This window comes from Streptomyces sp. NPDC004539 (assembly GCF_040610055.1).
Lineage (GTDB): Bacteria > Actinomycetota > Actinomycetes > Streptomycetales > Streptomycetaceae > Streptomyces.
In genome coordinates this window covers 801,417-814,382 of the sequence record NZ_JBEXLS010000001.1, presented here as the reverse complement: position 1 = coordinate 814,382, position 12,966 = coordinate 801,417, and the positions used below count along the sequence as shown (strand labels likewise).

Here is a 12,966-nt window from a genome sequence, read left to right as displayed (position 1 = left end):
GGGCGTAGCTCTCGTATAACGAAGTCGGGGGCCGACTGTGTGCGGCACAGGATCTTCGACCATACTGCCCGCTGTGGACCAGCGCATAGGATCGAGCAGCAAGCCCCTGGAGGGTGCCGGTTTCGACCCGGCCTTCATCCCCGGGCTCACCGCGCCCGTACCGGCGGAGCCCGCGAAGGAGCCTGAGGAACCCGAGGACGCCGCGCCCGAGGAGGGCGAGGCGGTCGCCGAGGCGGAGTCGCAGGCCCCGGAGAACGAGGAGGCGGCGGCCGAGGAAGAGCCCGCCGTCGACGGCCCCGTCTTCGAGGCGGCCGACCGGCGTGCCTCCTTCGTCGCCGACCACAAGGGTGTCCGGCTGGCCCTCGACGACCAGAACTGCGAGTTCCGGTGGGACGAGATCGGCGCCGTCGAGACGGAGACGAACCGCTTCGGCAAGCGGTTCACCCTCACCGTCCACACCCCCGACCGCCGCTGGTACCCGATCGAGATCGAGGCCAAGTCCCGCGCCGAGTTCCCGGAGTGGGAGCGGCAGCTGGACGCCGTCCTCGACGCGTACTTCGAGGACGGCGCGGAATCAGCCGACGAGGCCGGGGAATCCGAGGAACCCAAGGACTCCAAGGACGCCGAGGACACCAAGGATTCCGAGGAAACGGCCTAGCAGTACTGCGCCTGCTTCCCGATCGACCGGTACATGCAGTCCGAGTTCTCCAGGAACTGGAGCACCGCGTCCCGGTTGCGGGACGTCTCGCGCTCGATCACCTCGTCGGGCGGGTAGAAGCCGCCGCCCGAGGCCGAGGACGGGTACATCTCGAAGGTGTACGAGAAGATCTTGTGCACGCCCCAGAGGTAGTCGTCGATCGACCCGTCCGTGATGTACAGGTCGCTCGACTGCTCCGGGGTGTACCCGTTGCTGGCGGCCATCTTCTGCCCGACCGCCTTGAACGCCGCGTTGTCGTCGGCGGTCATGCCGGTTGCGGTGTCGGCGGTCGTGTAGCCGTACGGCCACAGCACGAGCTGGCTGTACGTGTGGAAGTCGATGCCCGTCTTGATCTGCTGGACCCCGCCGACGACCCGGCTGCGGACGAAGTCGGCGACGACCTTCACCTCGGGAGCGGACTCGGCGGACGCGCCCCGGTAGGTCTCGGAGGACGTCGACCCGGAGGAGCCGCCGCAGCAGCCCCAGCGGTAGTTCCAGTTCCGGTTGAGGTCCGTACCGACCGCGCTGGAACCGGAGTTGGGCTGCCGGTTCTTGCGCCACGAGCGGTAGGAGCCGGTGGCGATGTCGTACTCGCCGCCGTCCGGGTTGAGGTCGGGGATGATCCAGATCTCGCGCCCGTTCACCATGTTCGTCACCCGTGAGTCGCTGCCGTACCCGGCGCCGAACTCGCGGATCAGGTAGAGCGCCATCTCGACGGTGAGGTGCTCGCGGGCGTGCTGGTGGTGCGTGAACAGCACCTCCGGCTCGGCCTCGTCGGTGGCGACGTTGTCGCTGATCTTGATGGCGTAGATGTCCCGGCCGGAGTACGACTTCCCGATCACGCGCTTGCTCATGATGTTCGGGTAGGCCGCGAGCCGCTGGTCGATCTCCGCGTTCATCTCGGCGTAGTTGTGGTAGTTCGAGTCCGCCGAGGGGAAGTCGAAGAGCCGTACCTCGTCCTCGGCGAGCCGGTCCGGCGCCGCGCCGAGCGGGGCGACCTCGTAACCGGCCGCCTTCAGCTGCTTGATCTGGTCGGCGCGGCCCGAGACGACGACGGTCTCCGAGTCGACCTCGTCGATGCTGACCCCGGCCTTCGCGATCGCCGTGCGGACGGGGACGGTGTTGTTGTGGACGTGGATCTCGTACTGCCGGATGTCGTCCGACGCGGGGGCGGCCTTGGCGGCGCTGTCCGCCGAGGCGCTGGTCACCGACGCCGAGACGGGGGCGGCGAGCGCGAGGGCGAGGAGGGCGGCGAGCGCGGCGGTGCGTCTGCCGGTGCGGGTGTTCCCGTTGCCTGAGCCGCGGATACGAAGGCGCATGAGGTCTCCTTGTGTCTCCAGGTCCGTCCGGATTGTCCGGAGGGGTGGGGGTGGAGCGGGGGAGCTTTGCTGTGTACGTGCTGTGCGGCGTGTCGCTCATGGTCAGGGGTATGGCATGAGCAGGTCAAGAGTGCAAAGTGTCGGCGGATCGGGTGGACCTTGTGCGGCCCCCTTGCCGTATCCGCGACTTTGCGCATCCTTGACCTACATGGCGGACACCACGGGAAACCCCACGACCGAGGCCCCCTCCAACCCCATCCCCCGCAAGTCGAGTTGGCGCCACATCGGACCGGGCGTCGTCGTCGCCGCGACCGGTGTCGGCGCCGGTGACCTGGTCGCCACGCTCGTCGCGGGCAGCAACTTCGGCTACACCCTGCTCTGGGCGGCCGTCGTCGGCTGCCTCGTCAAGATCTCCCTCGCCGAGGCCGCCGGGCGCTGGCATCTCGCCACCGGCCGCACCCTGTTCGACGGCTGGGCGAGCCTCGGCCGCTGGACCCTCTGGTTCTTCGGCGTGTACGCCGTGATCTGGGGGTTCGTGTACGGCGCGGCGGCCATGTCGTCCAGCGCGCTGCCCCTCCAGGCGCTCTTCCCGGACGTGATGGACCTCAAGTGGTGGGCCGTCGCCTGCGGGCTCACCGGTCTCGTCTTCGTCTGGTTCAACCGGTACGCCGTCTTCGAGAAGGTCATGACGGCCCTGGTCGGCGTGATGTTCCTCGTCACCGTCTACCTCGCGATCCGCGTCACCCCGAACCTCCCCGACGCCTTCGCCGGCCTCCTGCCCGTCCTCCCCGACGAGAAGGACTCCGTCCTCAACACGCTCGGCCTCATCGGCGGCGTCGGCGGGACCATCACCCTTGCCGCGTACGGCTATTGGGTCAACGCGAAGGGCTGGACCGACTCCGGGTGGATGAAGGTCATGCGCCTGGACAACCGCGTCGCCTACGCCACCACGGGCATCTTCGTGGTGGCGATGCTGTTCGTCGGCGCGGAACTCCTGCACTCCGCGAACATCGCCATCGCGAGCGGCGACAAGGGGCTCATCCAACTCGGGGACATCCTGGAGGCCGAGTACGGCTCCGCCACCGCCAAGTTCTTCCTGATCGGCTTCTTCGCGACCTCGTACACCTCACTGATCGGCGTCTGGCACGGGGTCAGCCTGATGTTCGCGGACTTCGTGACCCGGCTGCGGGCGGACGGCGCCGGCCGGGGTGAGGACATCGCCTCCGGCGCCCGCGAACGCTCCTGGGCCTTCCGCGGGTACCTGCTCTGGCTGACGTTCCCCCCGATCGTCCTCCTCTTCCAGGGCCAGCCCTTCCGCCTGATCATCCTCTACGGCGTCCTCGGCGCCGCCTTCCTCCCCTTCCTCGCCCTGACCCTGATCTGGCTCCTCAACTCCCGCCGCACACCGTCCGAGTGGCGCAACGGGTGGCTCAGCAACGGGATGCTGGCGGTGGCGGGGGTGTTGTTCGTGGTGCTGTGCGCGAAGCAGGTGTGGGATCAGCCGTGGGGGGAGTTCTTCTGAGGCGGGCCTCTTGGGCGGGCCTCTGGAGCGTGCCCGGGGGCCGCTTGTCGACCGGCAAGTAGAAGCTTGAGTTTCGCAAGCACCTCTCCTAGGGTGAAGCCCTCCCAAGAGAGGTGCCCCCATGACCGTGACCGTGCTCGACGACCGCACCGCGCTCGTCCTGATCGACCTCCAGGCAGGCACGCTCGCCGCGCCGACGGCGCCGTACCCGGCCGCCGAGGTGCTCGCGCGGGCCGTCGAACTCGCGGGCGCCTTCCGGGAGTCGGGGCTGCCCGTCGTCCTCGTACGGATGGCGAACTCCGCCGACGGCGCCGACGCGACCCCCGGCCGCAGCGAGGCCGCGCGGCTCGCGGGCGGGGCGCGCCGGCCGCACGACCTCGGGCCGGTCGCCGAACCGCTGACCGGGCACGACGGTGACGTCCTCGTCGTCAAACGGGCCTGGGGCGCCTTCCACGGCACCGACCTCGACCTCCAGCTCCGCCGCCGGGGCGTCACCCAGATCGTGCTCGGCGGCATCGCGACCAGCCTCGGTGTCGAGTCCACGGCCCGCGCGGCCCACGAGCACGGCTACCACCTCACCTTCGCCGTCGACGCGATGACCGACATCAGCGAGGAGGCACACCGGCACAGCGTCTCCCGGCTGTTCCCGATGATCGGCGAACCGGGAACCGTCGAGGAGATCACCGGCCTGCTGAACTCCCGCCCTGTGGACGCCACTTCGGGCTGAGCGCGATCGCCCGCAGCTCCCCGACGCTCAGCGCCGGGGCGGTCCGGGTGGCCGAGGTCTGCTGGGAGGCCGCGTTGAACGCGCTGACGACGACCCGGAAGCCGTCGGCGCGCAGCGTGTCCACCGTCCACATCACCACACCCGAACCCCCCTTCTCCCCGGGGCCCTTGTGGACGGCGACGAGCGTGCCGTCCGCCAACTCCTCGGAGCCGGAGCCGAAGAGGTCGTCCTTCACGTCGCCCATGCCCGGCTGGACGTTGATCTGGACGTAGCTCCTGCCCTTGCCGTCGTCGACCACCGCGTACGCGAACTGGTCACCGTCCTCAGGGCTGTTGGCGACGACCGTGAGGCGTTTCGGGAGCAGGCCCACGAAGGTCCGGCCGACGTTCACGGCGCTCGCGGGCGGCGCGGCGGGCGAGGTGGCCGGGACCGGGGCGCCGTCGGCGAGCGCCCGCAGGTCCCGTGCCGCCACCAGTTTCGTCAACTGGTCGGGGGAGAGCGGGGGGTTGGGGCGGGTGACCTCGCCGCCCTTCTCCACCGGGGAGTTCCACTCCAGCACGGTCACGAAGCTGCCGTCCGGCGTGACCAGGTTCGCGTACCAGAGCTTCGTGTCCTCGCGGCGGTCCGGGTACTCGTACCCCTGGAACAGGGTCACCTTCGAGCCGTCCGCGAGGAGTTCCGTGGAGCAGTGGTCGTAGGGGCGCATGACCGGGTCGGGGCAGCCGGCCTCGTCCGCCCCGCCCCGGCCCACGGAGACGCTGAGCGCGGCGGCGCCGTGCCCGTCGTCGAAGACGCCGGCCGTGTTCGTGCCGTCGGGGCCGTCCGCCGCCGAGGTGAACGTGCCTTTCGGGAGCAGCCTCTTGAGGACCTCGGTGAGGGCGGGCACCGGGGTGGCGGACGGCTCCGCGGTCGTCAGGGTCGAACTCGTCCCGACGTCCGGGGCCGCCGTGCCGGGCGAGCCGAGCAGCGCGATCCCGGCGCCGAGCGCCGCGACCCCGGCCAGACCGCCGGCCAGCGTGTACCGCTGCCGCAGCCGCCGGGTACGGCCGCGCCGCGCGCCGCCCTCGACGAGGTCGGCGGCGTCGGGGGTGAAGGTGTCGCCGGTGCGGCGCAGGGCGTCGGCGAGGTCCGCCTCGAAGGGGTCGCGTTCGGGCATGGTGAACCACCGTTTCCGTTCAGGGAGTGGGGATCGGGGCGCGGTCAGGGGCGCGCGTACTCGTTGAGGCCCTCGCCGAGCAGCTCGCGGAGTCTGCGCAGGGCGCGGGTGCTGCGGGTGCGGACGGCGGCGGAGGTGGTCTGCATGGCCTGCGCCGTCTCCTCGACCGAGCGGTCCTCCCAGTAGCGCAGGACGACGACCGCGCGGTCCTTCGCCGAGAGCCGGGCCAGCGCCTCCAGCAGGGTGAGCCGCAGCGGGGCGTCCGGCTCCTGGGCGGCGGGGAGGTCGGGGAGGGTGGCGGTGGCCCGCTCGCCGCTGCTGCGCCGGCGCCGGTGCGCGAGGAACACCCGGGTGAGGACGGTCTGCGCGTACGCCGCCGGGTTGTCGGCCCGCGACACCCGGCCCCACCGTACGTAGATCCGGCCCAGCGCCTCCTGGACCAGATCCTCGGCCAGGTACGTGTCCCCCGCCGCCATCAGGCACGCCGACCGGTACAGCTGCCCGGTCCGTGCCGCGGCGAACTCCGCGTACCCGTCCGCCCGGGACTGTCTCATCCGCTCCCCCTGCCGGTGTGCCGCCTTCTGTTCCTGTCGATGCGGTAGGGCCAGGAAAATGTTTCAGCGCGTTCCGAGGTGTCTCACATTCCGCTTGTGGAAGGCATGTGAAACCAAGTTGCCCTTATTTGCTCCGAATTGCTCGGTGGAGGCTCGGAGAAGAGTTCGTTACCGGCTCACGAAAGCTGTTCTCCCGGTGGTGAGGCGTGGATACAGTGCTGAGGTAGTCACGCAATGAAGTCATTCCGGTGCACCGGGGTAAGGCCGGTGTGCCGGACCGCGGGAATCGGGGAGCGCGCGTGCCAACTGCCATTGCGGTGACCGGCGCAGGGCTTGCGCTGCCGGCGCAGGACGAGCGGACGGTGCCCGCCGTCGTGCTGGACGACATCGACAGCCGGCCCCTCGACGAGGCGGTGGTCACCGTCCAGCAGCTCCTCGACGGGTACGGCCATCTCGTGGTCGTCTGCGCCAAGGCCGCCCCCGCCGCCGTCGTCCAGCGCCTGCACATGATCCGCTCGCTGCTGGAGAGCGACCGGATCGCCCTCCTCCAGCCCGACCTGCCGCCCCTCGGCCTCGCCGTGCTGGCCCGCCAGTTGAGGCAGCTCGCCTCCTGCGACCTGGGCCCCGGAGTGCTGGCGTCGGCGGGGAGACTGCTCACGCACTACATCCACGCGGGCGCGCTGCTCGGCACCGTCGCCCGCCTGGACCACGTCCCGGTCACCCTCACCTCGCACGCCCGCTCCTGGGTCCCCGGCAGCCAATTCGCCGTACTCGCCCACCCCCAGCCGCAGTTGGTGAAGGCCGGCCCCGGAGTCACCGTCCCCGGACCCGAGTTCGGTACGTGGCTGCTGCTCGCCAAGGGACAGCTTCCGGCGGAGTGGGTGACCGAGACCCTCGCCCCGGCCTGGCGCACCCAGGGCCTGCGCGAGACCCCGCTGCCCGCCGAGTCGACGCGCTGGTGGGGCACGAACAAGGTCGTCGAGTTCTGCGCCTACCTCCCCGACCTGTCCGTCCTCTACCAACTGGTCACCTCCGTACGGCAGTCCGTGTGCCACTGGTGCGGCATCGACGTCATCGGCGACCGCTGCGTCTTCTGCTCCGCCACCCCGCCCCCCGTCCCCGAACCGGCCCGCGCGCTCACCGCGAGCGGCCCCCGCCACGCCCTCCCGGCCGGCTGACCGAAGCGCACCGCCCACCCCGTCTCCGCCCGACCCGATCCCCCAACGAGGTTGCACGGCACATGAACTCCCGTCAGCGCCGCGGCGTGATCCTTCTCCTCCTGTCGGTCCTGTGCGCCCTCGGCGCGTTCGCCGGCGTGCTCTCCGTCGTCGACGACGTGAAGTCCAAGGTCGGCCCGGAGGTCACCGCCTACCAGGTCAAGGACGACGTGGCGCCCTACACCGCCCTGTCCGCCGGGCAGTTCGAGAAGATCTCGATGCCGAAGCGGTGGCTGTCGGACAACGCCGTCACCGACCTGGCCGCCATCCGCGGCAAGATCGCCGTGACCACCCTCAAGGCCGGCTCCCTCCTCCAGAGCGACATGGTCGTCGACCAGCCCGCCCTGCGCCCCGGCGAACAGGAGGTCGCCATCATGATCGACGCGGCGACCGGCGTCGCCGGGAAGATCACGGCGGGCGCCTCGGTCAACGTGTACGCCACCTTCGAGGGCGCCCGCGACACCGACCCGGACGTCTCGAAGATCATCGTCACGAACGCCCGTGTCCTGGACGTCGGCAAGATCGAGGCGCTCACGCCCGACCGCGACGAACGGGCGACCGGCCCCACCCAGGCCGTCCCGATCACCTTCGCCCTCTCCACGCTGGACGCCCAGCGCATCACGTACGCCGAGTCGTTCGCGAAGCGGGTCCGCCTCGCCCTGGTCGCGCCCGGCACCGACACCGCGGTCCCGGAGAAGGACCGCACCTACCAGCTCGCCACGGACAAGTGAGAGGCCGCCGCCATGCCCACGAGGATTCTCCCGGCCGTCGGCGACGCGGACGCGGTCCGCTCCCTCGTCTCACTGCTGAGCCAGCTCCCGAACGCCGAACCCGTCCCCCCGGTCACCGACTCCACCCAACTCGTCGACATGCTCGCCCGGTTGGCCGCGGAGTCGGTGGACGAACTCCCCGAGGTCGTCGTCGTCCACGAACGCATCGGCCCGGTACCGGCGTTGGAGCTGGTCCGTGAAGTCGCCCTGCGTTTCCCGGCGGTGGGCGTCATCCTCGTCACCACCGACGCGTCCCCCGGGCTCTTCTCCGCGGCCATGGACTCCGGCGCCCGCGGCCTGATCACCTTCCCCCTCTCCTACGACGACCTCGCCACCCGCGTCCAGGCCGTCGCCCAGTGGTCGACGGGCGTGCGCCGGCATCTCGGCGGCGGCACCGACGTGTTCACCGGACCCGGCGGCACCGTCGTCACCGTCAGCGGCGCCAAAGGCGGTGTCGGCACCACCCTCACGGCGATCCAGCTCGCCCTCGCCGCGCAGGCGTCGGGCCGGACGACCGCCCTGTGCGACCTCGACCTCCAGACCGGGGACGTCGCCTCCTACCTCGACGTCCAGTTCCGGCGCTCCGTCGTCGACCTCGCCGCGATCACCGACATCTCCCCGCGCATCCTCGCCGAGGCCGTCTTCCGCCACGACACCGGCGTCGACCTCCTCCTCGCGCCCGGTGACGGCGAACGCGGCGAGGAGGTCACCGACCGGGCCGCCCGGCACATCGTCGGCGCCCTGCGCGCCCGCTACGAGATCGTCGTCGTCGACTGCGGCGCGCAGCTCAGCGGGGCGAGCGCGGCGGCCGTCGAGACCGCCGACACGGCCCTCCTGGTCACCACGCCGGACGTCGTCGCCGTCCGGGGCGCCAAACGCACCGTCCGGATGTGGGACCGGCTCCAGATCCGCAAGGCCGAGGAGACGACCGTCGTCGTCAACCGGCACTCCCGCACGAGCGAGATCCAGCCCGCCCTGATCCAGAAGATCACCGGAACCGCCCTCGCCACGACGGCCGTTCCCGCCCACTTCAAAGAACTCCAGTCCGCCGTCGACTCCGGCCGCCTCCACGACCTCGACCCCAAAGGCTCCATCCGCCAGGCCCTCTGGACCCTCGCCGCCGAACTCGGCCTCACCAAGCCCTCCGAGAGCACCCCGCAGCGCCGCCGGTCGAAGACCGGAGACCGGGGCTCGGCGGGCCTGCGACGCAGAACGGAGCGGGGCGGATGAGGGGCCGGGTCACGGGGGTGGGGGCGGGCGGGCCTGGGGGTATGCCGACGGGCGGGCCCGGGGAGACGCCTGGTCACGCGGTCGGGGACACGCCGACACACGTGCCTGGGGCTGTGCCGACATACGTGCCTGAGGGCACGCCGACATGCGGCGGGCCTGGGGACGCGCCGGGGCACGGGGGCGGGGGCGCGCCGATGCGCGTGCCCGGGGGCGCGCCGACATGCGTGCCTGAGGGCGCGCCGACATGCGGCGGGCTCGGGACCGTGCCGACATGCGGGCCCGGGGGCACGCCGGTTCACGGGGGTGGGGACGCGCCGATGCGCGTGCCTGGGGCCGTGCCGACATGCGGGCCCGGGGGCACGCCGACATGCGGGCCCGGGGGCGTGCCGGGTTACGGGGCCGGGGACAGGCCGATACGTGGGCTCGGGAGCGTGCCGACGTGCGGGTCCGGGGGCATGCCCGGTCACGGGGGTGGGGACGCGTCGATGCGCTTGGCGGGACGTGTCGCGTCGCCTCGGCGGTCGGGTGTGGGCGCGGCCGTCTTCCGGTGGCCGGGCACGGGTACGGCCGTCAGCCGGCGGAGCCATCCCGGCCCGCTCCGGAACCGGCCCGGGAGCGGTGTGCCGCGTCGGTCGGCTCGGCCCGCTCGGTCCCGGCGGCTCGCCGGTGATCGGGGGCAGGTCGCTGTCGAGTTCACCGGCATGCTGCCCGTCATCCTCGTCACGCTGATCGCCATCTGGCAGTGCGTGCTGGTGGGTTACACGTTCACGCTCGCGGGGAACGCCGCCGACGCGGCCGTCCGTGCGGGTACGGTCGCCGATCCGGGGGCCCGGCCGGGGGCCTGTGAGCAGGCGGGGACCGAGGATCTGCCGGGGGCGTGGCAAGGGGGAGCGGAGGTGGACTGCGGGGGGTCCGGGTTCGTCACCGCGACCGTCACCCTGCAAGTCCCTGTGCTCTTCCCGGGAGTTCTCTCCCTGCCGTTCACGGTCGAGGGGCACGCGGGGGCCGTCGAGGAAGAGGACGGGAGCGGGAACTGAGATGCCTCGCCGCGAGAAACAGGGCCGAGTCGCCGATCGCCGTCGTCGATCACCCCGGGACCGGGGACAAGTCGCCATCGAGTACCTGGGGTTCCTCCCGATCCTGCTCATCGTCGGGATGGCGGTCGTCCAGCTCGGCATCATCGCGTACGCGGGCCAGCAGGCCGGGACGGCGGCGCGGGCCGGTGCGCGGAGCGCGTCGCGCGATCCCGGCGGAGGATACGGGCAGGACTGCCGGAACGCCGTGAGCGGCTGGCTCGCGGACGGCACCTCGTGCGTCGCCGGGTTCACAGGGAACGACGTCCGCGTCACCTCCTCCGTCGACATCCCGTCCGTCTTCTTCGGCTGGGGCGACTTCGGGCCCGCCCAGCGGACCGCGACCATGCCGGTCGACCAGTGAGAACGCGCCCCGTGAGAACGCGCCCAGTGAAGGAGCCCACATGAGCCTGCGGGCACGTATCAACACCCCGGAGGAGAACGGCAGCCGGGGCGAGGACGGCCACCTGGTCGCGACGTACCGGGCGAAGCTCCTGGAGGAGATCGACCTCGCCGAGATGACGTCCCTCGCGGCGGCCGAACGCCGGGCCCGCCTCGAACGCGTCCTCGGTCACATCATCAGCCGCGAGGGCCCGGTCCTGTCGACGTCCGAACGGGCCAGGCTGATCAGGCGAGTCGTCGACGAGGCACTCGGCCTCGGCATCCTGGAACCGCTCCTCGAAGACGCCTCCGTCACCGAGATCATGGTCAACGGCCCCGACGCGATATTCGTCGAACGCGGCGGCAGGGTCGAGCAGTTGCCCCTCCGCTTCGCCTCCGCCGAGCAACTCATGCAGACCATCGAACGCATCGTCTCCACCGTCAACCGCCGCGTGGACGAGTCGAATCCGATGGTCGACGCCCGCCTCCCCTCCGGCGAACGCGTCAACGTCATCATCCCGCCGCTCTCCCTCACCGGCCCCATCCTCACCATCCGCCGCTTCCCCCGCTCCTTCACCCTCCACGAACTCGTCGGCTTCAACTCCCTCGACGAACACATGCTGTTCCTGCTCGCCGGACTCGTCCAGGCCAAGTTCAACGTGATCGTCTCCGGCGCCACCGGCACCGGCAAGACGACCCTCCTCAACTCCCTCTCCGGACTCATCCCCGAGGGCGAACGCATCATCACCATCGAGGACTCCGCCGAACTCCAGCTCCAGCAACAGCACGTCGTACGACTGGAGTCGAGGCCCCCGAACGTCGAGGGCAAGGGCCACATCACCATCCGCGACCTGGTCCGCAACTCCCTGCGGATGCGGCCCGACCGGATCGTCGTCGGCGAGGTCCGCGGCGGCGAGTCCCTCGACATGCTCCAGGCGATGTCCACCGGCCACGACGGCTCGCTCGCCACCGTCCACGCCAACAGCGCCGAGGACGCCCTCACCCGGCTCCAGACCCTCGCCTCCATGTCCGACGTCGAGGTCCCCTTCGTCGCGCTGCACGACCAGATCAACAGCGCCGTCGACGTCCTCGTCCAGCTCACCCGGTTCGCCGACGGCGCCCGCCGGATCACCGAGATCGCGATCCTCGACAGCCACGGCGGCGAACCGTACCGGCTCGCGACCGTCGCCCGCTTCGACCCGCTGCCGATGTCCTCCGACGGCCGTATCCACGGCAGCTTCCGCTACTTCCCCCTCCCGCGCCGTACCGCCGACCGCCTCTACATGGCGAGCCAGCCCATCCCCCAGGCGTTCGGCGTGGCCCAGACCCCGGCCGAACTCGCGATCCGAGAAGCACGCTAGGCAGGACGACCCCATGGACCTCGACAACCTCACCGCGCTGACGACCGGGCTGACCGTCCTCGGCCTCACCCTCGCCGTCGCGGGCCTGCACGCCTACGCCACCGGCCGCGCCCAGCGTGCCGCCCTCGTCGACCGGCTCTCCTACACCGGCCAGCTGCCGCCCTCCGGACGCCGCCGCCGCTTCCGCGACCTCGACCGGCGTATCCGCCGCACCGGCCTGGGGCGGGGTCTGGAACGCAGGCTCGCGACGACCGGACTCGACGTCACCCCGGGCGAGTTCACCGTCTACCTGCTCGGCGCCGTCGCCGGGCTCTGGCTGATCACGCAGGCCGTCCTCGCCCCCTTCTTCGGCCCCATCGCCGGGCTCCTCGCGGTCGGCGGCGCCTTCCAGTTCCTCAACTGGCAGCGCCAGAAACGCATCGAGCGGTTCATCAACCAACTCCCCGAACTGGCCCGCATCCTGGCCAACGCCACCCAGGCGGGGCTCGCGCTGCGCACCGCCATAGGGATGGCCGCGGAGGAGCTGGAGGCACCGGCCGGGGAGGAACTCGCCAAGGTCGCCAACCAGTTGGCGGTCGGCCAGTCCATGGACGACGCCCTCGGTGAGCTGGCCGACCGGCTCCCGTCCCGTGAACTCGTCGTCCTCGTCACGACGTTGGTGCTCTCCAACAAGGCGGGCGGCCAAGTCGTGGGCGCGCTGCGGAACTTGACCGAGACGCTGGAGGAACGCAAGGAGACGCGACGGGAGATCCGCACCCAGCTCTCGCAGGTCAACCTCACCGCGTACGCCGTACCCCTCCTGGGCGTCGGGTCGTTGTTCCTCATGGACGGGGTCAAGGAGGGGGCGCTGGAGCGGATGACCGGTTCGACGACCGGGCAGGCCGCCGTCCTCATCGCCTTCGGGCTGTACGCCGTCGGGTTCGTCCTCATCCGGCGCATGTCCCGGATCGACATCTGAG

At 71.3% G+C, this 12,966-nt stretch carries 13 protein-coding genes; 10 read left to right on the top strand and 3 right to left on the bottom strand.

Going from position 1 to position 12,966, the window contains the following annotated elements:
• Window positions 1-73: 73 nt before the first annotated feature.
• A complete protein-coding gene (locus ABZX85_RS03615; protein WP_355862220.1) occupies window positions 74-658 on the top strand; it encodes a hypothetical protein in 585 nt (194 codons plus the stop codon).
• Here the strand turns inward: ABZX85_RS03615 and ABZX85_RS03610 are convergent.
• Window positions 655-2,016 carry a M14 family metallopeptidase gene (locus ABZX85_RS03610; protein ID WP_355862218.1) on the bottom strand — a complete coding sequence of 454 codons (1,362 nt, stop codon included), beginning with the start codon at window positions 2,014-2,016 and terminating at the stop codon, window positions 655-657. The genes ABZX85_RS03615 and ABZX85_RS03610 overlap by 4 nt on opposite strands.
• A 208-nt stretch (window positions 2,017-2,224) precedes the next feature.
• On the opposite strand from ABZX85_RS03610, the gene ABZX85_RS03605 reads away from it, so the two are divergent.
• Window positions 2,225-3,538, top strand: a complete 1,314-nt coding sequence (locus ABZX85_RS03605; RefSeq protein WP_355862216.1) for an Nramp family divalent metal transporter — start codon at window positions 2,225-2,227, stop codon at window positions 3,536-3,538.
• Window positions 3,539-3,659: 121 nt separating this feature from the next.
• The gene (locus tag ABZX85_RS03600; protein WP_355862214.1) at window positions 3,660-4,265 is read left to right on the top strand and encodes an isochorismatase family protein; all 606 of its coding nucleotides are present in this window, start codon (window positions 3,660-3,662) and stop codon (window positions 4,263-4,265) included.
• Here ABZX85_RS03600 and ABZX85_RS03595 read toward each other — a convergent pair.
• Entirely contained in the window at window positions 4,219-5,421 is a 1,203-nt protein-coding gene (locus ABZX85_RS03595; RefSeq protein WP_355862212.1) for a hypothetical protein, read from the bottom strand. The genes ABZX85_RS03600 and ABZX85_RS03595 overlap by 47 nt on opposite strands.
• Before the next feature lie 44 nt (window positions 5,422-5,465).
• Complete coding sequence (locus ABZX85_RS03590) at window positions 5,466-5,975, bottom strand: SigE family RNA polymerase sigma factor (RefSeq protein WP_355862210.1); 510 nt, start codon at window positions 5,973-5,975, stop codon at window positions 5,466-5,468.
• Window positions 5,976-6,274: 299 nt separating this feature from the next.
• Between ABZX85_RS03590 and ABZX85_RS03585 the strand changes: the two genes are divergently transcribed.
• From ABZX85_RS03585 to ABZX85_RS03555, 7 genes are all read left to right on the top strand, one after another.
• Window positions 6,275-7,153 (top strand): hypothetical protein, encoded by an 879-nt coding sequence (locus ABZX85_RS03585; protein ID WP_355862208.1) that lies wholly within the window; start codon window positions 6,275-6,277, stop codon window positions 7,151-7,153.
• A gap of 62 nt (window positions 7,154-7,215) precedes the next feature.
• On the top strand, window positions 7,216-7,923 hold the full coding sequence (gene cpaB / locus ABZX85_RS03580) for a Flp pilus assembly protein CpaB (RefSeq protein WP_355862206.1): 708 nt from the start codon (window positions 7,216-7,218) through the stop codon (window positions 7,921-7,923).
• A 12-nt stretch (window positions 7,924-7,935) separates the two neighbouring features.
• Window positions 7,936-9,192 carry an AAA family ATPase gene (locus tag ABZX85_RS03575; RefSeq protein WP_355862204.1) on the top strand — a complete coding sequence of 419 codons (1,257 nt, stop codon included), beginning with the start codon at window positions 7,936-7,938 and terminating at the stop codon, window positions 9,190-9,192.
• 620 nt (window positions 9,193-9,812) lie between these two features.
• Window positions 9,813-10,229, top strand: coding sequence for a TadE family protein (locus ABZX85_RS03570; RefSeq protein ID WP_355862202.1), 417 nt, complete (start codon window positions 9,813-9,815; stop codon window positions 10,227-10,229).
• A 1-nt stretch (window position 10,230) separates the two neighbouring features.
• Complete coding sequence (locus ABZX85_RS03565; RefSeq protein WP_355862200.1) at window positions 10,231-10,629, top strand: TadE/TadG family type IV pilus assembly protein; 399 nt, start codon at window positions 10,231-10,233, stop codon at window positions 10,627-10,629.
• A 40-nt stretch (window positions 10,630-10,669) separates the two neighbouring features.
• Window positions 10,670-12,007 (top strand): CpaF family protein, encoded by a 1,338-nt coding sequence (locus ABZX85_RS03560; protein WP_355862198.1) that lies wholly within the window; start codon window positions 10,670-10,672, stop codon window positions 12,005-12,007.
• Window positions 12,008-12,020: 13 nt separating this feature from the next.
• Window positions 12,021-12,965: a type II secretion system F family protein gene (locus ABZX85_RS03555; RefSeq protein WP_355862196.1), complete on the top strand. Its 945-nt coding sequence runs from the start codon at window positions 12,021-12,023 to the stop codon at window positions 12,963-12,965.
• The last annotated feature ends 1 nt before the right edge of the window (window position 12,966 follow it).